The 24,838-nt window shown below is 55.1% G+C and carries 25 protein-coding genes and 7 tRNA genes; 11 read left to right on the top strand and 21 right to left on the bottom strand.

Going from position 1 to position 24,838, the window contains the following annotated elements; translation table 11 throughout:
• Nucleotides 1–20: 20 nt before the first annotated feature.
• The 5 genes from RO22_RS06795 to RO22_RS06775 form a co-directional block, all read right to left on the bottom strand.
• Complete coding sequence (locus tag RO22_RS06795; protein WP_041157894.1) at nucleotides 21–1,244, bottom strand: YbfB/YjiJ family MFS transporter; 1,224 nt, start codon at nucleotides 1,242–1,244, stop codon at nucleotides 21–23.
• Nucleotides 1,245–1,381: 137 nt separating this feature from the next.
• Complete coding sequence (locus RO22_RS06790) at nucleotides 1,382–1,738, bottom strand: hypothetical protein (RefSeq protein ID WP_027959626.1); 357 nt, start codon at nucleotides 1,736–1,738, stop codon at nucleotides 1,382–1,384.
• Nucleotides 1,725–3,131, bottom strand: a complete 1,407-nt coding sequence (locus RO22_RS06785) for an acyclic terpene utilization AtuA family protein (RefSeq protein WP_041157893.1) — start codon at nucleotides 3,129–3,131, stop codon at nucleotides 1,725–1,727. Before RO22_RS06785 ends, RO22_RS06790 begins: the two co-directional genes overlap by 14 nt.
• Nucleotides 3,128–5,038: a TRAP transporter permease gene (locus RO22_RS06780; RefSeq protein WP_235270473.1), complete on the bottom strand. Its 1,911-nt coding sequence runs from the start codon at nucleotides 5,036–5,038 to the stop codon at nucleotides 3,128–3,130. The genes RO22_RS06785 and RO22_RS06780 overlap by 4 nt, the downstream gene beginning before the upstream one ends.
• A 21-nt stretch (nucleotides 5,039–5,059) precedes the next feature.
• On the bottom strand, nucleotides 5,060–6,025 hold the full coding sequence (locus RO22_RS06775; protein ID WP_041157891.1) for a TAXI family TRAP transporter solute-binding subunit: 966 nt from the start codon (nucleotides 6,023–6,025) through the stop codon (nucleotides 5,060–5,062).
• Nucleotides 6,026–6,182: 157 nt separating this feature from the next.
• Between RO22_RS06775 and RO22_RS06770 the strand changes: the two genes are divergently transcribed.
• Together RO22_RS06770 and RO22_RS06765 are read left to right on the top strand one after the other, a co-directional pair.
• Nucleotides 6,183–7,067, top strand: coding sequence for a LysR family transcriptional regulator (locus RO22_RS06770; RefSeq protein ID WP_041157890.1), 885 nt, complete (start codon nucleotides 6,183–6,185; stop codon nucleotides 7,065–7,067).
• An 81-nt stretch (nucleotides 7,068–7,148) separates the two neighbouring features.
• Nucleotides 7,149–8,480: a M20/M25/M40 family metallo-hydrolase gene (locus RO22_RS06765; protein ID WP_009288081.1), complete on the top strand. Its 1,332-nt coding sequence runs from the start codon at nucleotides 7,149–7,151 to the stop codon at nucleotides 8,478–8,480.
• Between the two features lie 997 nt (nucleotides 8,481–9,477).
• Here RO22_RS06765 and RO22_RS06755 read toward each other — a convergent pair.
• Together RO22_RS06755 and RO22_RS06750 are read right to left on the bottom strand one after the other, a co-directional pair.
• Nucleotides 9,478–10,215, bottom strand: a complete 738-nt coding sequence (locus RO22_RS06755) for a glutaredoxin (protein WP_039860162.1) — start codon at nucleotides 10,213–10,215, stop codon at nucleotides 9,478–9,480.
• A gap of 173 nt (nucleotides 10,216–10,388) precedes the next feature.
• Nucleotides 10,389–11,075, bottom strand: coding sequence for a type 1 glutamine amidotransferase domain-containing protein (locus RO22_RS06750; protein WP_009288080.1), 687 nt, complete (start codon nucleotides 11,073–11,075; stop codon nucleotides 10,389–10,391).
• Between the two features lie 93 nt (nucleotides 11,076–11,168).
• Here RO22_RS06750 and RO22_RS06745 point away from each other — a divergent pair, with 93 nt between their 5' ends.
• A complete protein-coding gene (locus RO22_RS06745; protein WP_039860160.1) occupies nucleotides 11,169–11,957 on the top strand; it encodes a CLCA_X family protein in 789 nt (262 codons plus the stop codon).
• On the opposite strand, the gene RO22_RS06740 is transcribed toward RO22_RS06745, so the two are convergent.
• Together RO22_RS06740 and RO22_RS06735 are read right to left on the bottom strand one after the other, a co-directional pair.
• Nucleotides 11,946–12,335, bottom strand: coding sequence for a DUF86 domain-containing protein (locus RO22_RS06740; RefSeq protein WP_039860158.1), 390 nt, complete (start codon nucleotides 12,333–12,335; stop codon nucleotides 11,946–11,948). The two genes, RO22_RS06745 and RO22_RS06740, sit on opposite strands and share 12 nt — an antisense overlap.
• Nucleotides 12,328–12,618 (bottom strand): nucleotidyltransferase family protein, encoded by a 291-nt coding sequence (locus RO22_RS06735; RefSeq protein WP_039860157.1) that lies wholly within the window; start codon nucleotides 12,616–12,618, stop codon nucleotides 12,328–12,330. Before RO22_RS06735 ends, RO22_RS06740 begins: the two co-directional genes overlap by 8 nt.
• Before the next feature lie 324 nt (nucleotides 12,619–12,942).
• On the opposite strand from RO22_RS06735, the gene RO22_RS24085 reads away from it, so the two are divergent.
• Nucleotides 12,943–13,098: a metallothionein gene (locus RO22_RS24085; protein ID WP_200890227.1), complete on the top strand. Its 156-nt coding sequence runs from the start codon at nucleotides 12,943–12,945 to the stop codon at nucleotides 13,096–13,098.
• A 114-nt stretch (nucleotides 13,099–13,212) separates the two neighbouring features.
• Complete coding sequence (locus RO22_RS24660; RefSeq protein ID WP_161575197.1) at nucleotides 13,213–13,368, top strand: hypothetical protein; 156 nt, start codon at nucleotides 13,213–13,215, stop codon at nucleotides 13,366–13,368.
• A 91-nt stretch (nucleotides 13,369–13,459) separates the two neighbouring features.
• On the opposite strand, the gene RO22_RS06725 is transcribed toward RO22_RS24660, so the two are convergent.
• The 12 genes from RO22_RS06725 to RO22_RS06670 form a co-directional block, all read right to left on the bottom strand.
• Nucleotides 13,460–13,547, bottom strand: a tRNA-Ser gene (locus tag RO22_RS06725).
• Nucleotides 13,548–13,670: 123 nt separating this feature from the next.
• Nucleotides 13,671–14,180 (bottom strand): YiiD C-terminal domain-containing protein, encoded by a 510-nt coding sequence (locus RO22_RS06720; protein ID WP_041157889.1) that lies wholly within the window; start codon nucleotides 14,178–14,180, stop codon nucleotides 13,671–13,673.
• Between the two features lie 2 nt (nucleotides 14,181–14,182).
• Complete coding sequence (locus RO22_RS06715; RefSeq protein ID WP_041157888.1) at nucleotides 14,183–14,743, bottom strand: nitroreductase family protein; 561 nt, start codon at nucleotides 14,741–14,743, stop codon at nucleotides 14,183–14,185.
• A 76-nt stretch (nucleotides 14,744–14,819) separates the two neighbouring features.
• Entirely contained in the window at nucleotides 14,820–15,653 is an 834-nt protein-coding gene (queF, locus tag RO22_RS06710; RefSeq protein ID WP_041157887.1) for an NADPH-dependent 7-cyano-7-deazaguanine reductase QueF, read from the bottom strand.
• Between the two features lie 38 nt (nucleotides 15,654–15,691).
• Nucleotides 15,692–16,465: an ABC transporter permease gene (locus tag RO22_RS06705; protein WP_027959666.1), complete on the bottom strand. Its 774-nt coding sequence runs from the start codon at nucleotides 16,463–16,465 to the stop codon at nucleotides 15,692–15,694.
• Nucleotides 16,462–17,430, bottom strand: a complete 969-nt coding sequence (locus RO22_RS06700; protein ID WP_022520404.1) for an ABC transporter ATP-binding protein — start codon at nucleotides 17,428–17,430, stop codon at nucleotides 16,462–16,464. The genes RO22_RS06705 and RO22_RS06700 overlap by 4 nt, the downstream gene beginning before the upstream one ends.
• A 197-nt stretch (nucleotides 17,431–17,627) precedes the next feature.
• Nucleotides 17,628–17,702: transfer RNA gene (locus RO22_RS06695), tRNA-Gly, on the bottom strand.
• Between the two features lie 20 nt (nucleotides 17,703–17,722).
• A tRNA-Glu gene (locus RO22_RS06690) sits at nucleotides 17,723–17,798 on the bottom strand.
• Between the two features lie 88 nt (nucleotides 17,799–17,886).
• Nucleotides 17,887–17,961 (bottom strand) — tRNA-Gly (locus tag RO22_RS06685).
• A 41-nt stretch (nucleotides 17,962–18,002) separates the two neighbouring features.
• Nucleotides 18,003–18,078: transfer RNA gene (locus RO22_RS06680), tRNA-Glu, on the bottom strand.
• 21 nt (nucleotides 18,079–18,099) lie between these two features.
• Nucleotides 18,100–18,174: transfer RNA gene (locus tag RO22_RS06675), tRNA-Gly, on the bottom strand.
• 54 nt (nucleotides 18,175–18,228) lie between these two features.
• Nucleotides 18,229–18,304, bottom strand: a tRNA-Glu gene (locus tag RO22_RS06670).
• 334 nt (nucleotides 18,305–18,638) lie between these two features.
• Between RO22_RS06670 and RO22_RS06665 the strand changes: the two genes are divergently transcribed.
• The 6 genes from RO22_RS06665 to ylqF all read left to right on the top strand — a co-directional run bounded on the left by RO22_RS06665 (nucleotide 18,639) and on the right by ylqF (nucleotide 24,835).
• Complete coding sequence (locus RO22_RS06665; RefSeq protein ID WP_041157886.1) at nucleotides 18,639–19,742, top strand: TRAP transporter substrate-binding protein; 1,104 nt, start codon at nucleotides 18,639–18,641, stop codon at nucleotides 19,740–19,742.
• A 1-nt stretch (nucleotide 19,743) separates the two neighbouring features.
• The gene (locus RO22_RS06660; RefSeq protein ID WP_041157885.1) at nucleotides 19,744–20,253 is read left to right on the top strand and encodes a TRAP transporter small permease subunit; all 510 of its coding nucleotides are present in this window, start codon (nucleotides 19,744–19,746) and stop codon (nucleotides 20,251–20,253) included.
• Nucleotides 20,254–20,256: 3 nt separating this feature from the next.
• Nucleotides 20,257–21,582, top strand: coding sequence for a TRAP transporter large permease subunit (locus RO22_RS06655; protein ID WP_009288054.1), 1,326 nt, complete (start codon nucleotides 20,257–20,259; stop codon nucleotides 21,580–21,582).
• Between the two features lie 70 nt (nucleotides 21,583–21,652).
• Nucleotides 21,653–23,239, top strand: a complete 1,587-nt coding sequence (locus RO22_RS06650) for a gamma-glutamyltransferase family protein (RefSeq protein WP_041157884.1) — start codon at nucleotides 21,653–21,655, stop codon at nucleotides 23,237–23,239.
• A gap of 137 nt (nucleotides 23,240–23,376) precedes the next feature.
• Nucleotides 23,377–23,775, top strand: coding sequence for a peptide-methionine (R)-S-oxide reductase MsrB (gene msrB / locus RO22_RS06645; RefSeq protein ID WP_022520408.1), 399 nt, complete (start codon nucleotides 23,377–23,379; stop codon nucleotides 23,773–23,775).
• Nucleotides 23,776–23,878: 103 nt separating this feature from the next.
• Nucleotides 23,879–24,835: a ribosome biogenesis GTPase YlqF gene (gene ylqF, locus RO22_RS06640; RefSeq protein WP_022520409.1), complete on the top strand. Its 957-nt coding sequence runs from the start codon at nucleotides 23,879–23,881 to the stop codon at nucleotides 24,833–24,835.
• The last annotated feature ends 3 nt before the right edge of the window (nucleotides 24,836–24,838 follow it).

Raw genomic sequence — 24,838 nt, 5'->3', positions numbered from 1 at the left:
TGCCCACTAGGCCCCAGTTCCTAGGCGTACACCATGGCTTTTGCGGCGGCATCCAGGCGTTGAGCGGTTTGATCGACCCGGCGCAAACAGGCCAGCAGCACCGCGCCAAGCGTTACAAAACCGCCCGCCAACCACAGCCCAACACCATAGTGGCCAGAGGTTTCAGCCAACATACCGGTTAATGCCGGGGCGCATATCTGGGCGGCGCCGTATGCCAGAGTCATCTGCCCCATTAGCCGCGCGGGGCTGGAAGGATAGAGCCTACCTGCCATGGTCAGCACAAGGCTGACGCAACCAAGGAAGGTACCGCCATAGAGCACCGCACTGAGCAGTACCACTGCTGAGTTCGCGGTAATCGCAGGCAGTACGATCCCCACTACCTGAATCCCCATGGCGAGAATCAGCGCCCCTAAATAGCCCACTCGACGGGCGACCAGATCCCACAGCATCACCGCTGGGGCGGCGGCTAAACCGGCCAGAGCGAACGTCCAGTTGCCCATCCCCGCCAGCAGCGGCTCACGCTCAACGATGGCAACTAAGAAGGTAGCGCTGATCACATAGCCATAACCGGCGCAAAAGTAGGCGGCGAGCATCCAGCGCATAAAAGTACGTGTTGGCGGCGTAGCGGTTCGGCTACTCGCCACGTGAGCCCCTTCTAGCGGCCTTTCCGGCCGCGGCAGCCAGCGCCAGGCAGGCACCAGCAGCACGGCACCCAGCAGGCTAAAGCCCCACCATTGGGTCTGCCAGCTAAAGGAAAACTGGAGCATCATCTCCACTGCCACCGCCGCGACAATCATGCCTAGCCCCAAACCGGCAAAATGAATTCCCAGCTCGCCGCGCTGGCGATGTTGGATTAACCAGTGAAGAATCAGCCCTGACGCTAATAGCATTGCAGCGCTGCTTGAAAGACCCGCCAGAAAACGCAACCCCGCCCAAACCCAGAAGTGATCGGTAAGCGCCATACCCGCAGTCGTGATTACCGCCAGGATTAACCCGCAGCGAAATAGCGTGTCTTTGATATAAATACTGTGAATAGAGGCGGCCAGCACGGCCCCCAGCATATAGCCCGCGTAGTTAACCGCAGCCAGCCAGCCGCCATCGGCATCACCCATCCAGGTCTGCTGCTGCATGACCGGTAGCAATGGGGTATAGGCAAAGCGCGCGATGCCAACACATAATATTTGGCTAAAAACGCCCGCCAACAGCACTTTGAAGCGCTGGGCACCTAGCGTTGCGACGGTCATGGGGCTACTCCTGAACGGCTCTTTAACGACGACTGAGCGGACGTTATGTTAATTAGCGTGCGTATTTTATCGTCATAGTAAGGCCTTTCAGGCAGCGGGTCATGACCACCTAAGTCGAGGAGCGAGGTTAAAAAGGCCTAGCTCGCATCAACCTCCATGCTTAACAGCAAAAACGATAGCGTCTTGCCATGCCCATCCAAGTTGAGCGCGCCATTAACGCCGCCCTGCAGCACGTCATCGATCACGAAGTTCATGCCCGCCAAATTAGGCAAAGGGTAACGCCGCACTCGGCTGGCACCACGATGAGCAAACAGCGCCAGCACCCGCTCCTCGGTTACCTGCTCCAGTAAGGTGGTGTAGTGGTCTGGGTCATAGGCAAATAACGCCACATTGAGCCGCTCGCCCTTATCACCTGCACGGGCATGGGCGAGTTGATGAAGGGTGACCGAGGAATGCGGGTGCACCGCCGTTTGCGTGGGTTCAGCTTGCAGCATAACGTTCACTCCTACGTTCGCCGAGGGGCGACGCTTCAAACAGGCTGGCATGGGCATGAACGTCGCTACGTTTGACCAAATATGAGGCCGTAAACACTCGCCGTTGAAACTGACGCCGCACGCCGCCGCCGCCCGCAGGCCCGGCACAATAAAGCGCCAATAGCTCCTGGGTGGCGCGGGCTACCCAGCGCCGCTCGCTGTGCTCGGCCGCCAGTCGCAGCCGATAATCGCCGCTGGCAGACGCTGAAGCGCTACGCTGCAGCTCACCGCTATCGCTATCGAATACGCTGGCCAAGCCAATGATATCCAAGCGGGTACGCAGCTCGGCAGGGGCTCGAAACACCAATCGTTCACGCAGTACCTGCGCTGCAAGCTGGGCTCGTGCCAAGGCGTTCGGGCCGGCATAGGAGATTTCCGCCTCGCCCTGCCAACCGCCTTCATAGCACACGGTGGTTTTTAGCCGCTCAGGCGCAGGCTTGCCGCGAATTCCTGTCACCGCCACGCGATTGGGTGACAACTGACGCACCTCTGCGTGGGAAAGATCCACCGTGACATCCGGAGTCAGATAATTCGCCGGGTCATGCACTTCGTAAAGCAGCTGTTCTTTCACCGTTTGCTCGGTAACACAGCCGCCGGTATTGGCAGGCTTGGAAATAATAAGGCTGCCATCCTGCTCCACTTCAATAATCGGATAACCCACAGTGGCGAGACCCGGCACGTCTTTAAAACCCGGATCGGCAAAGTAGCCGCCGCTTACCTGGGCGCCACACTCAGCCAAATGCCCCGCCATCATGCCGCAAGCCAGGCGATCCCAGTCGTCCCAACGCCAATCGAAGTGGTGCATCAGCGGCGCTAAAAACAGCGCCGGGTCGGCAACACGGCCTGTAACCACCACATCCGCCTGCATGGCCAACGCCTCAGCCAGCGCCTTGGCTCCCAGGTAGACATTGGCTGAAATCAGGGCGTCATCGCTAGGCATATCCAGCCGCTCGGCCTCCCAGCGCTGTAGGTCCAAGCTATGTAGCTGCTGACGGATATCGTCACCATGCACCTGGGCAATGCAGACATCCCCGCGCCCAAGCTGTGTCGCCAAGTCAGCAATTACCTGACAAGCACCACTGGGGTTCGCCGCACCAAAGTTGCCTAAAATCTTAATGTCGTGATCCAGGCAGTCGCGCAGCACCGGCGCCAGCAGCTCGTCTAACAGCGGTTCAAACCCGCTTTTGGGATCATCACGCATCGCGTGGTGGGCTGCCGCTAATGTCCGTTCACCCAGGGTTTCAAATACTAAAGCGGAGGGCTGCTGTCGCTTGATCAACTCTGCCACCACCGCCACGGCCGCATCGGTACGGTCGCCGGAAAAACCCGCCCCGCTGCCTAATAAAAAGCTCATAACTGTGTCTCCTTGGCCTGAAGAGAGTGGTGGTCGCCCACGACAGGCTCCTGCTCGTCTCTCAACAGCGAGCGGCGGCGTATAAATAGCCCAATGATCAGGGCTAGCGCCGCCAGCGTGGTCAGCCATCCAGGCGTCAGCGCCAGCCCAATTACCGCGATCAGCCCCACGACATCGATAACGCGCTTACCTGTCATGGCTACCCGGGACATCAGCGCAGCAAACGCCATTACGAACACGACCCCTTGGCAACTAGACAAGACGATCTCCAGAGCAGAACCAAACCCCGCCAAGGCCGGGTAGATCAGCAGTAGGAAGGGAATGACATAGATAGCCGCCGCCAAGCGCACTGATTCAACCGCCGCAGGCAGCCAGTTGGTGTCGGCAATGCCTGAGGCCACGAACACCGCAATACATACGGGCGGTGTAATCACAGACAGGGTGGCGAAGTAGAAAACGAACAGGTGGGCAATCAACGGCTCAACGCCGATGGTGGTGAGCGCAGGCGCCAGGACTGATGCCACCAGAACATACGCTGCCGTGGTCGGGATCCCCATGCCCAAAATCAGACACACGCCGCCGACGATAAAGGCGACCAGGAACAGCGACTCTCCGCCCACCGTGACGATCAAGCTGGCTAAGGTCACACCGATGCCGGTCATACCAATCATCGCCACCAGAATCTGCGCCCCGGCCAGCAGCACGCCAATAATCACCATGCCCTTGCCTGCATCGACCAGACCAGCCACCAGTTTGCCGAGGATCTCGCGCAGCGGCATCTTGGCCATCAGCGCAAAAGGCACGAACGTTAGCACGGTCATCAAGATGCCGTAGAACGCCGACATTTGAATCGAGCGGCCGCTAAGCACGCCGTAAAACAGCCCGCCTAATGCAGCCAGAATGGGAATGATACGTTCAGGGCGTATCACGTCTGACCAGCTTGGCAGCTCATCGTCAGGCACTACCTGCAGTTGGCGGCGCTTGGCGACGAGATGAATGGTGACAAACACCCCCAGGTAGAAAAGGATCGCGGGCAACAAAGCCGCCAAGGCGATACGCAGGTAACTCTCACCGAGGATTTCCGCCATGATAAATGCCGCAGCGCCCAGGATCGGCGGTGCGATTTGGCCGCCGGTCGAGGCCACCGCTTCTACCCCAGCCGCGAAGGGACGTGGGTAGTTCAAGCGCTTCATCATGGGAATGGTGAAGTTGCCCGTGGTGGCGACATTGGCCACCGCACTGCCGCTGACCATGCCGAATAGCCCAGAGGCCACGGTGGCCACTTTGGCAGCACCGCCCGGCGAGCGGCCGCTAATACGCAGCGCCAGATCCATAAAGGTATTACCGCCCCCCGTGTGCAGCAGCAAACAGCCGAACAGTACGAAAGCGGCAATGGTAGTCGCGGCGACACCCACCAGCATGCCCCACACGCCTAAATCGCCGAGGTAGATGGTTTCGGTCATGTAATACAGATCAAAACCACGGTGGCCGAGCGGCCCTGGAATGGCTGCTCCAAACCACGCATAGGCCAATCCCACTAACACCAACAGTGGAAAGATCACGCCGATGGCACGGCGTGACAGTTCCAAAATAGCCACTAGCAGTACGCCGGTCAGCAACATATCCCGAGGCGTTGCCCAGGGTAGTTCGACCAGAATTTGTTCGTAGTTAAGCGCCACATAGCTGCAGGCAACTACCACACCCACTGCCAGCACCACATCAATAGCGATACCCAGCGGGCGCCAGCGCTTGCCTGCGCCTAACGGATAAACGGCAAGCCCTAGCAGGATGACCAGCGCGAGAAAAATGCTCCGCTGAATCAAACTCTCGAAAGGCCCAGTGGCGGAGGTATACAGGATTAGCCCGCCCAACAGGAGTGCCAAGCCTTTGGTGAGTATCTCACGCATGATCATCTTCTCCGATTGGCCTTACTGGACTGGCTGCAAGGCATCGGGGATGTCATACCCCTGCTCTTCGAAATAGCGCGCAGCGCCAGCATGCAGTGGCACGGTGCCAACCTCCAGGGTCATCTTCGCCATATCCGCATCCTGCATGGCAGCGAAGGCGTTAACCTGCGGCTCTGGGTTTTCCATCACCGCTTTGACGATTTGATAGGCGGTTTCTTCATCCATATCCGGATGGGCATGCACGGCCACACCAAAGGCCCAAGTGGTGTAGGCAGGAATCCCCTCCGCAGCACCTTCAGGTACATCGACAATCGCCACATCGGGCATTTCGCTGCGCAGTGTGTCGGCCTGCTCTTGGTCAAGCGACAGCACGCTAATCGGTGTGAAAGTGGCGATATCCATGGAGGAGCCATCCAGGCGTTCTCCGACACCCGATTTTACCGACCCCATCACTCGGCCATCTTTCATGGCGTCGACCATATCGGTGGTGGATCCACGTACATAATCCGGTTCGATGCCAAGTGCGCGCATTACCGCTTCGGTGGTTTTCTCGGTGGCTGACCCCGTAATGCCTGGATTGAAGCGCACACCATTTAAGTCAGCGAAGGTTTCCACCCCTGCATCCTGGCGCATTACGGTATTCTGCGGTGCCACGGTGTAGACCCAGAGCAGGCGGTTATCGACGGGGCGGCCTTCAAAATCCTCCTCGCCCGCGTAGGCGTGATAACCCGTATTGGTGGTCACCAGGCCCATATCGATTTGGTTGCGGCCTAAACGGCGCAGGTTATCCACAGTGGCACCGGTTTCGGCAACCGAAGAACTGATCCCTTCGACTTGATTATTAATAATCTGATTGACTGCCACAAAATAGCTGTAGTGGCTGGAGGAGCTTGAGGTAGAGCCAATCAACAGGCGCTCATCAGCGTGAGTAGCAGCAGCGGCCAGCACCGTGGCACTGGCCACCATGGCAGTAAGTAGCGTTTTCATTGTGTCTCCGAAGCTCGCAAAGCGAGCTATTGTTATTGTAGAGCGGTTTTTATCTAAAACGGTGATCGCGACGCTGTTTGCATGCGATACAGCAAGCATGGTCTGCCAGTTTAATTTTGTATATTGAATAGTTTTTAATTTATGTTTTACTTTCTAAATGAATCCAAGCATCCAGCAGTTGCGTGTTTTTGTTGCCGTCGCCCACTCGCGCAGCCTTGCAGAGGCCAGCGAGCGCGTGCACCTTTCCCAACCGGCGATTTCGATCGCCCTGCGTAAACTTGAGGAGAACGTCGGTGGTGCACTGTTTGCCCGTACCACGCGGCAGCTCGCGTTAACACCGGAAGGCGAAGCCTTTCTGCCCGTTGCCGTGCGGCTCCTGAATGATTGGAACGAAGCCTTTGAGGATCTCAACGACCAATTTTCCAAACAGCGCGGAAAGGTAACCGTGGCCGCCCTCCCCACTCTGGCGGCAGGACTATTCCCGCGGGTCATTAAGCTTTTTCATGAAGCCTACCCACGTATTAACCTCAGCCTGCACGATGTGCTGGCCGATCAGATCAATCAAATGGTGCGCGAAGGCCGCGCCGACCTGGGTCTTTCCGTGCCGCCAAGCGACGCAGACGACTTAACGTTTGAACCCGTCCTCGAAGACAGCTATGTGGTCGTTTGCCCCTGCGGGCATCCATTGCTGGCGCAATCAGCCGTCGCCTGGAGCCAACTTGCGGCTTATCCGTTTATTGGTATCAACCGTCTTTCCAGCTCACGCCAGGATATTGACCGCATTATGCAGAGCGTAGGAGAACGGCTGGATATCTTGTGCGATGCGCGCCAGATCGCCACGGTAGGCCGCATGGTAGCTGCGGGGTTAGGTATTAGCGTGCTGCCCTCGCTCAGTTTTCGGCAAATTGCCGCCGATGGTATTGAGTACCGCCCGCTGGTGGAGCCGACCATTCGCCGTGAGCTGGGCATTATATTGAGCCGCCGTCACCCTCCTTCCGCCGCCACCAGCGCCCTGCGCGAGCTAATTCATCACTATGAATAAGCGGCTTTCTCTACACACAGTGCGGGAATCTGGCAGACTAGAGGTGATTAACATCCACCTAAAAATGAGTGAGCGACAACGATGAGCGATAGTGCAAAACCCTGGACACAACCAATGCCCGACGCGCAGTTCAAACTAATGCGCGATATTCTTGCCGCCCCTAGCCCCGTAGGCCTGGAAGCTGCCATGACCTACGGCGTGCTCAAGCCGCATTTTGAGAGCTTCGCGCCTAAAAGCTGGCACCTTCACCAGTTTAAGGGCAACGCGGGCGTTGTGCTGGACACTCACCCCGGCCGCGACGACATGTTCAAGGTCATGCTGATCGGCCATGCGGATAAAATCCGCATGCAGGTGCGCTCGATTGGCGAAGACGGCAAGATCTGGATCAACACTGATTCGTTTCTGCCCACTGTGCTGATCGGCCATGAAGTGAAGCTGTTTAGCGAAGACCCGGACGCCCCCGGTAGCTACCGCTGCATTGAAGGCGGCACGGTCGAGGCCCTGGGCGCGATTCACTTCTCCGATCCTGCCCAGCGCGATGGTAGCAAAGGCCTGAAAAAAGAGCAGATCTACCTGGATCTACAGATCCACGGCGAGAATAAAAAGCAGCAGGTGCTGAACCTGGGCGTACGGCCCGGCGATTCGATTATTTTCGACCGCCCTATCCGCCCCGGCTTCAGTCCCAATACCTTCTACGGCGCTTACCTGGATAACGGCCTAGGCTGCTTTGTGGCCGCCGAAGTGGCGCGTTTGATCGCCGAAGCAGGTGGCACCCAAAATGTGCGCGTGCTGTTTGCGATTGCCAGCTATGAAGAGATTGGCCGTTTCGGCAGCCGCGTGATGGCGGGCGAAATGAAGCCAGATGCGCTCATTGGTGTCGATGTAAATCATGACTATGTGGCTGCGCCCGGCATCGGCGACAAGCGTATGCAGCCGCTAGAGATGGGCAAAGGCTTCACCATGGCGGTGGGCTCTATTGCCAGTGAACAGCTCAACCGCATTATCGCCACGGCCGCGAAAGAGCAGGACATTCCGCTGCAGCGCGATATTGTCGGTGTGGATACGGGTACCGATGGCATGGCAGGCGTATTGGCGTCTATCGACAGTGCCGCTACCTCGATTGGTTTCCCCATCCGTAATATGCACACCATCTCAGAAACCGGTCATACCCAGGACGTGCTGGCGGCTATTCACGCCCTCACCCATACCCTGCAAGCCTTGGATGCCATACCTGACCTGCAGCGTGAATTCCTGGATAACCACCCGCGCTTAGACCAAGCGAGCCCGCTCACCCATCAAGGCGGCGACAAGCCTGACAGTGAGAAGGATGACAGCAAAGACGAGAGCAGCGAAGGCAAAACAGTTAGCCAAGGCAACGACAGTAAGAAAAGTAAGAAAAAGGCGAAGAAATAAAACAAGCGTATAAAAAAGAAGCCCCGGCCACTCCCTGGCTGGGGCTTTATCAAACCTTCCTTGATTCGTCTTCACAAACATCCTGTTTGTGCTTCCATGAGCGTAAGCTTTCCTAGCTTTATCTTCCCTGTTGCCACTTCCTTGTGCTGTGTACTCACAGTGAACCTTAAAACACTCTATTTATCTAACCTATGTTATTAAACCGGAAAAAATTTATCTTTTTTATTCAGATTAACTGCACCTATTTAAAGCACGCTTTTTTATATGGCACATATGCCTTGCAGCGCTATACTATTAAAAGTATCGGCAACGATACCACTCTACACGGACGTTACCACGCCTGAACCATCATCTAACCTAATGGTAGGAGGTCAGCGTGCGAGACATTATTATTAGCAGCAAAGTCAACGGGCTGGATGTCATCTGTCGGCATTGTGGTAACTCAGAGTCACCCAAAGACCCGTTTTTGAACCGCTTCCGTTTAGAAGGCACCGGTAAAGACAGTACCACCGTACGCTGCCTGAACTGTCAAACAGCGGTTGAAATACCCTTGAGTGAATTAAGCTCGCTTTATTATCACTATGCTTGTTAAAACAATCGCTTACCAACTTGAGAAATTATTATAAAAAAGGCTTATCTTTGTGACCGCTGCCTTTTTACTAGCAATAGCAATACATTATTAACAAAAGCGTCATAAGAGCTTAATTAAATTTTTATTTATTCCAGGGTAAAAAAAACCCGGCCACTCCTTGGCCGGGTTTTCATCTGTTCTTCCCTGATCTTGCACCACAAACATCCTGTTTGTGCATCCTTGTGCTACACAAGCAATCCTTGCTTGTTCTTCCCTGTCGCGAGTTCCCTTCGCTGTGTGCACACAGTGCGCTTTATAACAGCGGGTTTATCTAACCTGTGATATGTAGCGGCAAATAAATTGTTTTTTAACGGATTTTTGGATTTTAAATAGCATTTTAGCCAAGCAAGTTTTTGACGACGATTGTTATAGCAACATTTTCAGCGGCATCCATAGCCCCATCAGCACCATGGCGATATTTTCTGTCAGCGATACAAACCCTAGTGGCACATTGCTGCTTCCGCCAACGCAGGCACATTTCAACTCACGCTTATCCACGTACACGGCTTTAAAAACCGACACCGCGCCCACCGTGCCGATAAACAGCGCCAGCGGTGCTGCCAGCCAAAGCATGGCACCGGCCAGCATTAGTATCCCTGCCAGGGTTTCTGCGTAGGGGTACACATAGCTGTAAGGGACATAGCGCTGAGCCAGTAAGTCGTAGTTAAGGAACATCGAGCTAAAGCTCTCTACATCCTGCAGCTTCTGCAAACCCAGCAGCACCATGGCCGTGGCCACCGCATACTCAGGCATTCGTGCTGCCACTAAGGTGCCATTGGCAACCCAGCTAATCGCCAGACCGATGAGCAAAGCGGTAACAAAAATCGCGATCACTGGCCGATATGCGGTCTCTTTTGCACTCGGCACGCTCATGCCTAAATGCTCACGAACCTCTTCATAGCCGCCAATACGTTTATCACCTATATAGGTTTGCGGAGTGGTATCGACATTCTCCTGGGCCTTGAACGCTTCAATTTCATCTCGGGATGTAAGCGGATGGTCATCAACCTGATAGCCTTTGCGTTTTAACAAATCGACTGTTTTCATACCGAATGGGCAGAGATGTTCCGCGGTTTTCATCCGATAGACGCGTGCTGTCTCCATGTTAGTCGCCTCCTTGTTGCGCTGCTGAGAACTGCGCTGTTGAGAACATAGCTAATTAAAAATAAATAACCTATCTCCCTATAAGCATAGTCAGAATCTAATCGGCACCCAAAAATACAAACGGCGAGGAGAGCCTCGCCGTCGTCACCAAACCCGGTATTAATACCGGCGGGTTATTTCGTCAGCCACGCCATTAGCGTTTCAGCCGTGAGCGCTGAGGAAGGCGGGTTTTGCCCTGTGATCAGTTGGCCATCTTCACGTACGTAAGGAGTGAAATCATCCGCTTTGCTATAAATCCCGCCGCACTTTTGCAAGGCATCTTCAACGAGATGCGGCACGATATTGGTCAAGCCCACAGCCTCCTCTTCGCCGTTAGTAAAGCCCGTTACTTGGCGGCCTTTTACTAGCGGTTCACCAGCGCTGTCTTTAGCATTTACCAACACTATCGGCGCGTGACAAACCGTGGCAACCGGCTTGCCTTGGGCGATAAAGGTTTCGATCAAGCGAATCGAGTCCGCGTCGTCAACGAGATCCCATAGCGGGCCATGGCCTCCGGGGTAGAATACCGCATCGAAATCATCAGCCTTCATGTCGCTCAAGCGATGGGTAGCGGCAAGCTCCGCGTTAGCTTTTTCATCTTGCTTAAAGCGGCGCGTTTCATCGGTTTGGCTATCGTCTGCGTCACTTTTTGGGTCAAGCGGCGGCTGCCCACCCTTGGGCGATGCCAACGTTACTTCAGCACCCGCGTCTTTAAAGACATAATAAGGGGCTGCCAGCTCTTCGAGCCAAAAACCGGTTTTATTACCGGTATCACCCAACTGATCGTGAGACGTCAGTACCACTAAAATACGCTTGCTCATATCTCTCTCCTGGCGGTGGAAAATGAGGCAATTAAAATGCGTTACGGTTAGTTAGTGGGGGTCTGGATGGCGGAATGCAAGGAGAAACGACAAGTGAACATCGAAGCGCGGGATTTTTATCGCAGTGGTCCTGACCATCGCCAGGGGCAAGCCAGCAGTTTTGCCCTGATCCGGCGTCAGTTTGATTTTCGCTCCATTGAGATTGGACGCTGGGTAACCAACGCTGAGCGCGACCGTGCCGCGGAGCTGTTTCATGATGCACTGTGCGATCTTATGTTGATTTTACAGGGAACAGAGGCGTTGATTTCCCTACGCGGCTCAATCGCGCTGCAGTACGGCAGCGGTGGTCGACCGGGTGTTTCTGCCCACTATGACCCCAGCCAGCGCAGTTTTGCGCTGGCTAAAAACGCTGGCCCCGGCAGCATTGCCCACGAGTGGTTTCATGCTTTTGATCACTACATCGTCAGCAAGTGTTTTCGCGGCACACCCGTCGGTATGTTCGCCTCTACCGCTTGGCTAGCTGATGCAACGCCCATTGCACACCCTCTGAATCAATTATTGATGGACTGCTTCAAAGCTATTCTGCTGCAGCCAGCAGGCGATCAGCCTAGCGAGCTGTTTCAGCACTCGGTGCAGGTGGACAAAAAACTTGGACAGCTCTATTACAGTAAACCCGAAGAGCTCTGCGCACGCGCTTTTGAAGCGTTTGTGCAGGATGCGGCCACCACCAATCACTTCCTGGTCAAAGGCACCAAGGCCTCTCCTGAAGCGGAAAGAGGTCTTTACCCACGGGGTGCACAGCGGGAACAGATCAATGCAGCGTTCAGCGACTACTTTGGCAGGCTGGGGAAAGCGTTGGGTAGTGAAAATTTAGTCAAATAAATCATTTTCAGTACTGATATCTACCTTACTTTCATTGCGAATCGTTTTCAGATACTCAAGAAGCTCAGGTACATTGTCTTGAATAATGCTCCATACAGTATCTTCGTCAATACCCAAATATGCATGGATAAGTCTATTGCGTGTCGCAATGATCAAGCGCCAGGGCACTTCTGGATACCGTTGGCGCACTTCATCTGGAATTCTGGTGGCTGCTTCACCGATAAGCTCTAAATTACGCAACGTAGCATCGTAGATGAGATCATCATTGAGGAAACCAATTTGATCTAACCCATCTGTGTAGGAAAGCACTTTTTCACCAAAACCGACCATATCATCAATATAGAAGCGCCATTCACGCTCCAGGCCTTTCTCAGACATGTAGCGCCTCGCTCTCGATGTATGGCCTCAATTCATTCCGAAGGGCTTTATCTGTCACTAAATCGACTGGAGACCCAAGCAGATCTTCTAAATAAAATTGAAGACCAAAATAGCGTGCGGAGGTTGCTGGGCCATCGAAACTGACAAGAATATCAATATCGCTTGTATCTTTAGCGCTCCCACGGGCCATAGAGCCAAAAAGAGCAAGCTTCTTCACATCGAACTGCGAAGCCAATATCGGCTTGTGCTCATGTAATAGGCGCAATGTTTCGTCTCTGTTCATTTTGATCCTCTCCTTGCCATGGGCACACCATATATGACGCAGCCATATGTGCGCCTGCTTCCGTCTTACTTCAGCAAATTTTATATCATCAAATCCAGTATGGCATGCTTACAAAGGTTCTGGTTCAACTACTCATCCATATATCCAATGTTGCACTCCTAACAGGCAACAGGAGCAGGTTAATGCCGCGTTTTGCGACTATTTTAATGGACTAGGTATAAAGCTCTGGATCGTGAAAATTAGTAGTTTTGAGTTGATAAAATGCAATGACATCACATCTGGGGGGCAGGCCTACACTTTCAGCTCTAGCACAGGAGATTCATCATGGCTCAGCAAGAGTGTGCATGTCCCAAGTGTAAGTGCGCGGTCGATAGCAAAGCCGTAAAGAAAGACGGCAAGCTTTATCGCTGCGAGTACTGCGCTACCGGCCATGCCAATGGCTCCAGCGACTGCGGCCACGACTGTCAATGTGGAAAATAAGTCCGTTACTGGGGGGTTCTGCTGTTTTGTTAACGCTCGACAGCTTTTGATTTCAAACCTCGTTGTCGGGCTTTCTGGCAGGAACTTTTCTGCCACCATGGAAAGGTTACTCAGTTGTCGCCTACGTGCGAAATAGCGCTTTCGCGACTACGCTATAGCAACGCTCACTACTCAAAGGAAGAGAATATGTCTACTACCACTATCGTCGTTATCGTTGTGGTTATCGTTGCCGTGCTGGGTATTGGCTTCGGCGGAGTGCTGCCTTTTTAAACAGCTTTCTTTATTTTTCCCAAGACAACCCCTGAGAGCCAAAAACAAAAAAGGCCGTCGAGCTAATTGCTTGACGGCCTTTAAAATTCTGTGGCGGAGGGGGAGGGATTCGAACCCTCGAAGCCTTGCGGCTTACACACTTTCCAGGCGTGCTCCTTCGACCACTCGGACACCCCTCCGCGTTTTGGCGCTGTTGAAAGGCTGAACCTTTCGCGACAGAACGGCGCATATACTATTGGCTAAGCCTCGAAATAGCAAGCCTTTTCCGGCTGACGAACCTTTAGGTTAGTGGCATACCCCGGTTATCGTTCAGACAATACAGCGTAGCTGCCGTTGGCTTCCAGGCAGAGCGTCTCGCCACAATAGAGCTGCTGGGTTAGCGCTATGCGGCCTTTTCCTCGCTCAGCGAGCTTGTTGGCAAGCTGAGTAGGGCCTTCTGACACGGCTGGCGTACATACCAAGCGGTAGTCACTTGTTACCGGCGCCAGAAAACGCTGACGGGCCTCAGCAACGACGACATCGCGCGCAATGCCCCGCTCACGTAGCCATAGCGTTACCCAGCACCAGCCTTGTAGCGTCGTCTGCGCTGTCAGTGCGCCACCAAAGCCCGTGCCCTTATCGTTAAGGTTGGGCTCCAGCGCTAACTGCCAGGCTAGTGAATCACCCTGACGCGTCATTTCGCTAATACCTAACGCGCCCACCATGGGTATGGCATCGCTCAGCCACTGCTGAAAAACGGCCAGATTTTCCGGCTGGCCTTTTGGCAATGGCAATCGTGGATGAGGGATGCCTGGCTGACGAGGGAGACTCATCGCTAGTCCCAACGCTCCACGAAGTCAGCAACATTATGCTGTGGTACCGGTTTATGGCGCCCCCCCAGGGTGCCCAGGTAGATAAACGCGACGACTTCGTCATCTTCATCCAGATTCAGCCCTTTGCGAACTACGGGGTCGAAAGCGTACTTGCCGCTGCGCCACATTGTTCCCAACCCTAGGGCGTGGGCGGCTAGCAGTATGCCGTGGGCGGCGCACCCGGCGGAGATCACCTGCTCCATTTTGGGTACTTTTTCAAGTTTGGGCGTGACCTTGGCGATCACGGCGATAATCATCGGCGCCCGCAGCGGCTTTTTGCGCGCCGAGTTGAGCGTTTCGTCATCGGCGCTAGGATCTTCCTGAAACTCCGCCTCGGCGAATAGCTCGCCCAAGCGTTCTCGCCCTTCCCCGCTAAACTCGATAAAGCGCCAGGGGCGCAGCTCTTTATGATCCGGGGCACGTAGCGCGGCCTGATAAATGGCGCTGAGCTGTTCGCCGCTGGGCGCTGGCTCCATCAGCTTGCCCATTGAGCTACGCTCGTGAAGCAGCGTGAGTGCGTCCATTGATGACTCCAAGTCCAATTGTGTGAGGCTACTTTAGCACCGTCATTTATAGCATTGTCATTTATAACATTGCCGCTTACTGCCTTGCTAGGCGCAGTGGCGTGGGGGGCGTTAACCCTGGGGTTGCGCGCCAGGGACTGATATCCAACCCGCCGCGCCGCACATAGCGCGCCAGTACTAGCAGCTGCGTAGGCTTTGCCTGGGCCATTAAATCGCAGAAAATATGCTCAACGCAGTGCTCGTGAAAATCCTGGTGCTGGCGAAACCCAATCAGGTAACGCAGCAGCCCTTCGCGGTCGATTTTCGGGCCTTTATAACGAATCAGCACGCTGCCCCAGTCTGGCTGGCCGGTAACCGGGCAGTTGGATTTGAGCAGGTGGGAGTAGAGCGTCTCCTCGACGACCTCTTCCCCTACCGTGAGGTGGTCACTGCTAGGCGTATAGTCGCTTACTGCGATATCTAAATCGTCCAGGCATTCGCCCGGCAAGAGCTGTGGTGAAAGCTCTGAAGCATCCACATCAAACAGCTCGACACTCACCTCAGCCCCTGCCGCAACAGCAAGGTCATGGGCAAGCGTTTCCATCACTTCCTGACGACTATAGAAACGGGTTTGGTTGAAGCTATTGAGGTAGAGCTTCCAGGATTTGGACTCAATCAGATTGGGTGAGGCTGCTGGCAAGCGAAAGCGCGCCACGGCCACAATAGGCTTACCGCGGCTGTTCAGCCAGGAGACTTCAAAGGCGTGCCACTCATCTTCCCCCACAAACGGCAGAGCCCCCTCTTCGATCCCCAGCGGCACTCGATTAGCCGCGCGGGGAATGGGATATAACAGCCCCGCGTCATACTGCTCAGGGTAAGCGGAATCGCGCCCTAACGGCGCGTGCTCTAACGTGTCTGGGCGGTGTGCCATTGTATAAAAGCTCTCTCTTCTCAATCGGATTGATGCGTCTAGCTGCGGATACCTTTGCCGCGCTCTAACATCGCCAGTGCAATACTAAACAACACAATGATAAAGGCAAAAATGGCAGCGAGCGCCCAGCCAACGGGAATATCCGACACACCTAAGAAGCCATAACGGAAAACGTTGACCATGTACAAAATTGGATTGAGCATGGAAACACCCTGCCAGAAGTCAGGCAACATTGAGATCGAGTAGAACACCCCACCCAAATAGGTCAGCGGCGTAAGGATAAACGTCGGCACGATAGAAATATCGTCGAACTTATTGGCCAGTAACGCATTAATAAAGCCGCCAATAGAGAACAGCGCAGACGTGAGCACTACGACTAATACCGTGAGCAGCGGGTGTTCCATGGTTAGGCGGGTAAAGAACAGTGAAACGACCGTCACAATCAGCCCGACGCCCAACCCACGTGCCATACCGCCTAAAATAAAGCCGGCCAGTATCACCCAATTGGGCATGGGCGAAACCATCATCTCTTCGATCGAACGCTGAAACTTATTGGAGAAGAAACTCGACGCCACGTTGGAGTAGCTGTTGGTAATCACCGACATCATGATCAGCCCTGGAACAATAAAGTCCATGTAGCTGAAGCCGTCCATGTCACCAATCCGCGAACCGATTAGGTTGCCGAAGATAATAAAGTACATCGCCATGGTGATAGAGGGAGGCAGCAGCGTTTGTGGCCAAATGCGGGTGAAACGTTTGATCTCTTTTAGCACCAGCGTCCACAGGGCAATCAATGTTTGCGTAGCATTCATACGCGTTCCTCCGTCTTCTCAACACGCTGGTCTATCGCCCCTAGCCCACTACCTTCCACCATCGACACAAACATCTCCTCTAAGCGGTTAGCACGATTACGCATGGAAACCACCTGGATGCCCTGCTCACTCAACGCCTTGAAGACATCGTTTAAACGTTGCCCGCGATGCACCACGAGTGATAGCTGAGTAGACTCCAGCTGTTTTATCTCAAACCCGTCTATCTTGGGTATGTCTGTAATGGCTTCGGAGGTATCAATTAGGAAGGTCTCGGTATTCAGCTCAGCCAGCAGGCCTCGCACGCTAGTGTTCCGCACAATGTCGCCATTATTGATAATCGCCACATTACGGCACAGGCTCTCAGCCTCTTCCAGGTAGTGCGTCGTCAGGATGATGGTGGTGCCTTCGTCTTGGTTAATCCGCCGCATGTACTCCCACATACTGCGCCGCAGTTCGATATCCACCCCGGCGGTTGGCTCATCCAGAATCAGCAGTTTGGGGCGATGCATCAGCGCTCGAGCGATCATCAGGCGGCGTTTCATTCCACCTGACAGCATGCGCGCGCTGCCGTTGCGCTTTTCCCATAGGCCCAGATCGGTCAGTAGCTGTTTAGCTCGGGGCAAAGCCTCGCGACTGGTCATGCCGTAGTAACCTGCCTGGGCCAGTACGATATCGAGCACTTTCTCAAATTGATTGAAGTTGAACTCTTGAGGCACTACGCCTAGCTGGTACTTGGCTTTAGCGAAGTCTTTATCCACATCAATGCCGAATATGGAGACCTTGCCCGCCGTCTTTTGCACCAGCGAGCAGACCACCCCCAAGGTGGTGGACTTGCCGGCGCCATTGGGGCCCAATAAAGCAAAAAAATCGCCCTGCTGGACGTCGAGATCAATACCTTTGAGCGCCTGAAAGCCGTTGCCATACACTTTGGTAAGGCCACGGATCGACAATGCCGGTTCGGCCATGAACATGTCCTGTCAGCAAAATAAGAAGAGAAGGAGAAACATTAGGGCGCAAACGACTTTTTTCAAGGCGGGCACGACCACCAAGCGTCAGACACGCAAATAGTGATGCCCAGCAATTAGCCGATACATCATGGAAACAAAGGGAGGCCTAAACTTTTGAAGCTGGGAAATTGCAGAACTATCTGATCTTGTTTACATGGAGCGGGAAAGGAGATTCGAACTCCCGACCCTCGCCTTGGCAAGGCGATGCTCTACCACTGAGCTATTCCCGCAACGCAAACAACATACTAGATGGCGTCCCATAGGGGGTTCGAACCCCTGTTACCGCCGTGAAAGGGCGGTGTCCTAGGCCACTAGACGAATGGGACTAAATCAAACCTGGAGCGGGAAAGTAAATCGACCGGGCTGGCGTTCCAGCTCCCGACCCATCGCTTACCGATCCGGTACTACTAAAACTGGAGCGGGAAAGGAGATTCGAACTCCCGACCCTCGCCTTGGCAAGGCGATGCTCTACCACTGAGCTATTCCCGCTTATAGAACACTTACTTAGCTTTTACCTAACTTACCGGAAGTGGCGTCCCATAGGGGGTTCGAACCCCTGTTACCGCCGTGAAAGGGCGGTGTCCTAGACCACTAGACGAATGGGACACTATTAAGCACTTTAATGCTTGGAGCGGGAAAGGAGATTCGAACTCCCGACCCTCGCCTTGGCAAGGCGATGCTCTACCACTGAGCTATTCCCGCATTCCGATAACCCTGACGACCGCTTACTCTAGCTCTAGAAAGAAAAAGAATAAGTGGCGTCCCATAGGGGGTTCGAACCCCTGTTACCGCCGTGAAAGGGCGGTGTCCTAGACCACTAGACGAATGGGACGTTGCATTGCCTCGTCGAGGTGGCGCGTATGTTACTCAGACCTTATTGAGCTGTCAAGCTCCCTGCCATCACCAAACTAACTGGCCCGCTTTCAATCACCTACCCTCTACGTCCAACTTTTGCGAAGTCAGTATGCACACCGAGGGTGCCCTGGGCACTCATTAGGCGCCATAACGGTGCAAATGTTTATTTTTCTTATACTTAACCTTTTCATTAGAGACCGACAAAACCCTTAAAAATCTTTTATTTAAAATAAAATCGATTTTTATGGCACACCCCTTGCTACCTCATTGTGTTCCCAGGCTGACCAATTCCACCATTAATGAGGTGTGCTATGTCCTTATCCCGTCGCAAGTTTCTCACCACAGCTGTCGTCTCCTCCACGGCAGGCCTTGTATTGGGCGCCCCGTCTATCGCCCGTGCGCAGTCCGCTGAGAGCTTCAACTGGCGTATGACCAATGCTTACCCGCCCGGATCGCCCTTTTACGTGGAAGGCCCTGGCAGCCCCACTGACGTGATCGCCAAAATCAACGCCATGTCCGGCGGACGACTCAATATTCAGCATTTTTCATCCGGCGAGCTGATCCCAGCCTTTGAAGGCTTTGAAGCCGTTCAAAGCGGCACCATCGAGATGAATGCCGCCAATAGTTACTTCTGGTCAGGCACCACCTTTGCCGCTCAGTACTTCACTACTGTTCCATTTGGTATGAGCTTTATGGGCCATATGGCGTGGCTTTACCACGGCGGCGGCTTGGAGCTTTGGCACGAAGTGTATGAGCCCTACGGCATGGTCGCCTTCCCGCTGAACAATACCGGCGTGCAAATGACCGGCTGGTTCCGCGAACCGATCGAGGATATTAGCCAGCTCAACGGGCTGCGCATGCGCGTTCCTGGCTTGGCGGGCCAGGTTTACTCTTCGCTTGGCGTGGATGCCCGTGTACTGCCCGGTGGTGAAATCTTCCCCGCGCTGGAGCGTGGCGTGATTGATGCAGCTGAATTCGTAGGCCCCTTCCAAGACCGTCGCATGGGCCTGCATAACGCCGCCAAGTTCTACCACACTACAGGCTGGCACGAACCCTCGACCACGGGCGAACTGCTTATCTCGAAAACCCACTGGGATAGTCTGCCAGAAGATCTGCAGATGATTGTCAAAACCGCCTGTATGGCCGCCTGCTTAGAGAGTGTGACTTGGTCTGAAGCGGTCAATGGCGAAGCCATGACAGATCTAGTGGAGAACGAAGGCGTCACTGCCAGCATGCTTCCCGCACCCGTTATCGATGCGCTGCACGAAGCCACTCAAGATACCCTGGCAACAGAGGCCAACGCCGACCCTCTGGTACGCAAAGTGCACGATAGCTACATGGCGTTTAAAGCCAATCATGACCGCTGGGCGGGCGCCAGTGAGCGTGCCTGGTTAAACGACATTATCGGAGTCTGATATGCGCGCCGTGGCATTTTTTGTCCACGGAGTTGAGGCGGTGGTTCGGCTATTTGGCTGGATCGCCGCCTGGACCTGCGTGGTTTTAGTCGGGCTCGTCGCTGGCGACGTATTGATGCGCTATGTGTTCAGCATTGGCGCGATATGGCTGCAGGATCTGCAGTGGCACTTGATCTCACCTATTGCACTGTTTGGCATGTCGTATTTGCTATTGATGGGCGAGCAGGTGCGCGTCGATGTTTTCTACGAGCGCTTCCCTGTAGGCCTGCAACGGGTGATTGAAGTGATCGGCGGACTCTTGCTGCTGGTGATGGGGCTGTATATCGCCTGGCTGACGCTGCCCTGGATCGCCCAGTCGTTCGCCCGCGGCGAGGCGTCGCCCAACCCCGGCGGCCTGCCTCTGCGCTGGCTGCTCAAGTCGCTCATTCCATTCGGCTTTGTCCTTCTCGCGCTGCAAGGGCTGGCCCACGCGTTGCGTCAGGCTTTCGCCCTACCCACACGAGGTGAATAACGCATGTCTCCCAATGAATGGCTCGCGATCGGCATGATCGTGGCTTTTTTTGTGTTCCTGCTGATAGGTATTCCGGTAGGCATCAGTATCGCGGCGACGGCCTTTTTCTTTGGCTACGTTGGCTTTGGGCCAATGCTGTTTAATCTGCTGCCATCGCGTATTTACGGCGTAGTGACCAATTACACCTTTATGGCCATACCGCTATTTGTGTTTATGGGGGTGATGCTGGAGAAGTCGAAGCTGGCAGAGGAGTTGATCGATGTCATCGGCCACTTGTTCGGCGGCATTTCAGGCGGCATGGGCGTGGCGATCATCCTCGTGGGAGTGCTGTTAGGCGCCGCCACAGGCATTGTGGGCGCCACTATCGTTACCCTTGGCCTGCTCACGCTACCGACGCTGCTACGCCGCGGTTACCCTAAAACCCTGGCCACCGGGATGATCTGCGCATCCGGCACCCTGGGGCAGATTATTCCGCCCAGCCTGGTGCTGATTCTGCTGGCGGAAATTCTGGGTGAATCAGTCGGTACGATGTTCGCCGCCGCCATGGTGCCGGGACTAACCCTGGCGGCGGTGTATATTATTGCCATTCTGGTGATCGCCAAGCTCTACCCCAACTTAATGCCGCCTATTCCTGCCGAGGAGCGTGCAGAAATGGGCCGGGGTCAGTTGATACGCAAAGTGATTACCGTGGTAGGCCCGCCAGTGGGGTTGGTGTTTGCGGTATTAGGGTCGATTATTGGCGGCATTGCCGCGCCTACTGAAGCAGCCTCAATGGGTGCGCTAGGAGCATTGCTAATTGTAGCCTGCTCGGGGCGGTTAACCTTTGCGCTACTCAAAGAAGTTGCCAAGGCCACGCTGGTGATCTCGGCCATGGTGTTCTTTATTTTGATCAGCGCCCAGGTATTTGGCCTGGCATTTCGCGGATTGGGCGGCGAGCATTTGGTTGCCCGTATGTTCGACTGGGTGCCCGGCGGCGAATTAGGCGCGATGCTATTCATGCTGCTGCTGATGTTTGTGCTGGGTTTCTTCCTGGAGTGGATTGAGATCAGCTATATTGCCCTACCGTTATTTTTACCCTTCTTTGTGCAGATGGGCGTCGATATGGTGTGGCTGGGCATTCTGGTGGGGCTGGTGCTACAAACGTCGTTTCTTACCCCACCCTTTGGCTGGTCGCTGTTTTTCCTCAAGGGTGTAGCGCCGAAAGAAGTCTCGACGCTGGATATTTATAAAGGCGCCCTACCGTTTATCGGCTTACAGTTTGTCGCCGTCGCGCTGGTATTTATCTTTCCCAGCATTGCTACCTGGTTGCCCGAAGCCATTGGCTGGTAACGATCTGCCTTAGCATTTATTTAACAAATATTTACTTAATAATTATTTACTTAAAAACAAGGATTCAAAGATGCTCCACACCCAACGTAGTTACGGCGGCAGCTGCGTCGCCCCTCATCACCTAGCTGCCAGCGCCGGGCGCGATGTACTTAAACAGGGTGGTAACGCGGTGGAAGCCATGGTCGCTGCCGCCGCGGCCATTGCGGTGGTCTACCCGCATATGAACGCCCTGGGTGGCGATGGCTTCTGGTTAATTCATGAACCGGGCAAAGCGCCCATTGCCATTGACGCCTGCGGCCCTGCGGCGGGGCTTGCCAGCACAGACTTCTACGCCGGTGAAACGCAGATTCCCGAGCGCGGCCCCAAAGCCGCCCTCACCATGGCCGGTACCATTGGCGGCTGGCATGAAGCGCTGAACGTGGCGTCGGCATGGGGCAAGCAGTTGCCTCTCACCACACTACTGGCTGACGCCATTCATCATGCCGAGGGGGGTATTGCGGTCTCCCAGAGCCAGGAAGCGCTTACCGCCAAACACCTTGAGCGTTTAACCCAAAGCCCAGGCTTTAGTGACACCCTGCTGCTTAACGGCCAGGTACCCCGTGAAGGCGAACGGCTGCGCCAGCCGCGTTTGGCCGCCACACTCAAGCGTTTGGCAGAAGCAGGATTAGATGACTTCTACCGCGGCGAGCTGGCCGCCAGTATGGCGCGGGATTTAGAGGCCGTCGGCAGCCCACTGCGCCTGGCAGACTTTCACGCCTACCGCGCCCAGCGAGTCACACCGCTGGAAGTAACGCTTCAGGATGCCACGCTCTATAACCTGCCTGCGCCGACCCAAGGCATGGCCTCGTTAATGATTTTAGGTATCTACGAGCGCCTAAAAGCCGCCGAGCCCAACGGTTTTGGCCACCTGCATGGCCTGATTGAGGCCACCAAACGCGCCTTTATCCTGCGCGACCAAAACATCACTGACCCCGGCCGTGTGCCAACACCGCTGCAAGATTTGCTCAGCGAAGAGAACATTGGCTTAGAAGCGGCTCAGATCGACCCGCAGCACGCCCTACCCTGGCCCCACGAACCAGCGCCAGGCGACACCATTTGGATGGGCACCGTGGATAGCGAAGGACGTTCGGTGAGCTTTATTCAGAGCATCTACTGGGAGTTTGGCAGCGGCGTGGTGTTACCGAAAAGCGGCGTGCTGTGGCAAAACCGCGGCATCAGCTTCTCGCTTAACCCCGACGACCTGCGCGGCTTAGCCCCTGGTCGCAAACCCTTCCACACGTTGAACCCGGCGCTGGCCAAATTTAACGATGGCCGCACCATGGTTTACGGCACTATGGGCGGTGAAGGCCAGCCGCAAACCCAGGCAGCGGTATTTTCGCGCTACGCGCTGCATGGCATGCCGCTGCAGCAGGCGATTACGGCCCCCCGCTGGCTGCTGGGGCGCACCTGGGGCGAAACCAGCACTAACTTGAAACTCGAAGCGCGTTTTGACGACACCCTAGTCACCGCCCTGGCAACGGCAGGCCACGATGTGGAAGTGCTGCCCGAGGCATTCAGTGACACCATGGGCCATGCAGGCGGTATTGTGCACCATCCGGATGGGTTGATAGAGAGCGCCCACGACCCGCGCAGTAACGGCGGCGCGGCTAGCGTATAGCGCTTACACTGGCACAGCGATGTATAATCGCCCATGCTGAAACTCATGATGATCAAGTGGTGTCACTAGGCTAGTGAGTCCAAACAACACTTGGCCTCAGCGATGTAAGCGCAATGCATAAGGGAGAGGAACAGAGCATGGCGAAAATAGAAAAATCCCCTGACGAGTGGCAACAGCAGCTAACCCCAGAGCAGTACCGCGTAGCACGTGAGAAAGGCACAGAACGCCCATTCACTGGCGATTATCAGGTGCGTGATGCGCAGGGTATTTACCACTGCGTCTGCTGTCATGCGCCGCTGTTTGAGAATGAGCACAAATTCGATGCTGGCTGCGGTTGGCCAAGCTTTGATCGGCCACTGGGTAGCCGCTGCGTTGAGGAGCATACGGATACCACTCACGGCATGCAGCGCACGGAGGTAGTTTGTTCCCACTGCGATGCTCATCTGGGCCATGTGTTCCCCGACGGCCCACCGGAGACTACTGGGTTGCGCTACTGCATTAACTCAGTGTCGTTGGAATTTCACCCCGACGAGTAATCGCTGATAAATCCTCTCAAGGAAACCCAGCAAGGCGGGCGCCATCTGCTAGAATGGCAGCCCGCTTTTTTGTGCCGCTATTTTGTACTTGCAGGAGAAACCCATGCTCGGCTGGTTCCCCGGACATATGAACAAGGCCCGCCGCCAGATTAAGGAGGTGCTGCCTGAAATTGACGTAGTCATCGAGGTACTCGATGCGCGTCTGCCCTACTCCAGCGCCAACCCAATGCTGGCCGAGCTAACCCGCCATAAGCCGGTGCTGAAAATTCTCTCCCGGGCAGATCTCGCTGACCCGGAGCGAACGGCCGAATGGGTGGCTTATTTCGATGCCCAAGAGAATATGCGTGCCTTGGCAGTCACGACGACCAACACCCGCGAGCTAAAGAAAATTCCCAAGCTGTGCCATGAGCTGGCCGGTGCCGTTCGTGCTGACCGGGATGTGCGCGTGATGGTGATGGGTATTCCCAACGTGGGAAAATCCACGCTGATTAACGGCCTGGCCGGGCGAAAAATCGCTAAAACCGGCAATGAGCCAGCAGTCACCAAGCGCCAGCAAAAGGTGCGTATCGATGGGCGTGTGGCACTCACCGACACCCCGGGAGTGCTGTGGCCGAAGATTGAGGACCAGGCCAGCGCCTATCGGCTTGCCGCCACCGGCGCCATTCGCGATACCGCTATCGAGTACGCCGATGTAGCCATTGTTACCAGCGCAGAGCTGGCCAAACGCTACCCCGAAGCGCTCACCGAGCGTTATAAGCTCAAAGAGCTGCCCTCTTACACCGCGCCGGATATCCCCCATGACATTGATGCGGATGGCCCGAAAAAGCCCGACTTTCTCGCTATTGCTGGCTTCGACGGTAACGCCATCTTAAAAGATATCGCTGCCCGCCGAGGCGGCCTGCGTCCCGGCGGCGCCGTTGATCTGCACCGCGGCGCGGAAGTGCTGCTTCACGAACTGCGTGATGGCAAGCTGGGCAGGCTAACGCTTGAAACCCCGGCAGACATTCCTCCGCCGCCCGTGCAAAACGACGAAGACAATCAAGCACTTTCCGACGCATAATGG

This window comes from Halomonas sp. KHS3, from assembly GCF_000830495.1.
Taxonomy (GTDB): domain Bacteria; phylum Pseudomonadota; class Gammaproteobacteria; order Pseudomonadales; family Halomonadaceae; genus Vreelandella; species Vreelandella titanicae.
Note: the sequence above shows the minus strand (reverse complement) of the source record. Positions and strands in the feature narration are given on the sequence as shown.

Excerpts from the sequence above, each read along its gene's own strand:
- RO22_RS06795 (WP_041157894.1), bottom strand. The coding sequence starts at position 1,244 with ATGACCGTCGCAACGCTAGGTGCCCAGCGCTTCAAAGTGCTGTTGGCG.
- RO22_RS06790 (WP_027959626.1), bottom strand. The coding sequence starts at position 1,738 with ATGCTGCAAGCTGAACCCACGCAAACGGCGGTGCACCCGCATTCCTCG.
- RO22_RS06785 (WP_041157893.1), bottom strand. The coding sequence starts at position 3,131 with ATGAGCTTTTTATTAGGCAGCGGGGCGGGTTTTTCCGGCGACCGTACC.
- RO22_RS06780 (WP_235270473.1), bottom strand. The coding sequence starts at position 5,038 with ATGCGTGAGATACTCACCAAAGGCTTGGCACTCCTGTTGGGCGGGCTA.
- RO22_RS06775 (WP_041157891.1), bottom strand. The coding sequence starts at position 6,025 with ATGAAAACGCTACTTACTGCCATGGTGGCCAGTGCCACGGTGCTGGCC.
- RO22_RS06770 (WP_041157890.1), top strand. The coding sequence starts at position 6,183 with ATGAATCCAAGCATCCAGCAGTTGCGTGTTTTTGTTGCCGTCGCCCAC.
- RO22_RS06765 (WP_009288081.1), top strand. The coding sequence starts at position 7,149 with ATGAGCGATAGTGCAAAACCCTGGACACAACCAATGCCCGACGCGCAG.
- RO22_RS06755 (WP_039860162.1), bottom strand. The coding sequence starts at position 10,215 with ATGGAGACAGCACGCGTCTATCGGATGAAAACCGCGGAACATCTCTGC.
- RO22_RS06750 (WP_009288080.1), bottom strand. The coding sequence starts at position 11,075 with ATGAGCAAGCGTATTTTAGTGGTACTGACGTCTCACGATCAGTTGGGT.
- RO22_RS06740 (WP_039860158.1), bottom strand. The coding sequence starts at position 12,335 with ATGTCTGAGAAAGGCCTGGAGCGTGAATGGCGCTTCTATATTGATGAT.
- RO22_RS06735 (WP_039860157.1), bottom strand. The coding sequence starts at position 12,618 with ATGAACAGAGACGAAACATTGCGCCTATTACATGAGCACAAGCCGATA.
- RO22_RS24085 (WP_200890227.1), top strand. The coding sequence starts at position 12,943 with ATGGCTCAGCAAGAGTGTGCATGTCCCAAGTGTAAGTGCGCGGTCGAT.
- RO22_RS06720 (WP_041157889.1), bottom strand. The coding sequence starts at position 14,180 with ATGAGTCTCCCTCGTCAGCCAGGCATCCCTCATCCACGATTGCCATTG.
- RO22_RS06715 (WP_041157888.1), bottom strand. The coding sequence starts at position 14,743 with ATGGACGCACTCACGCTGCTTCACGAGCGTAGCTCAATGGGCAAGCTG.
- queF (WP_041157887.1), bottom strand. The coding sequence starts at position 15,653 with ATGGCACACCGCCCAGACACGTTAGAGCACGCGCCGTTAGGGCGCGAT.
- RO22_RS06705 (WP_027959666.1), bottom strand. The coding sequence starts at position 16,465 with ATGAATGCTACGCAAACATTGATTGCCCTGTGGACGCTGGTGCTAAAA.
- RO22_RS06700 (WP_022520404.1), bottom strand. The coding sequence starts at position 17,430 with ATGGCCGAACCGGCATTGTCGATCCGTGGCCTTACCAAAGTGTATGGC.
- RO22_RS06665 (WP_041157886.1), top strand. The coding sequence starts at position 18,639 with ATGTCCTTATCCCGTCGCAAGTTTCTCACCACAGCTGTCGTCTCCTCC.
- RO22_RS06660 (WP_041157885.1), top strand. The coding sequence starts at position 19,744 with ATGCGCGCCGTGGCATTTTTTGTCCACGGAGTTGAGGCGGTGGTTCGG.
- RO22_RS06655 (WP_009288054.1), top strand. The coding sequence starts at position 20,257 with ATGTCTCCCAATGAATGGCTCGCGATCGGCATGATCGTGGCTTTTTTT.
- RO22_RS06650 (WP_041157884.1), top strand. The coding sequence starts at position 21,653 with ATGCTCCACACCCAACGTAGTTACGGCGGCAGCTGCGTCGCCCCTCAT.
- msrB (WP_022520408.1), top strand. The coding sequence starts at position 23,377 with ATGGCGAAAATAGAAAAATCCCCTGACGAGTGGCAACAGCAGCTAACC.
- ylqF (WP_022520409.1), top strand. The coding sequence starts at position 23,879 with ATGCTCGGCTGGTTCCCCGGACATATGAACAAGGCCCGCCGCCAGATT.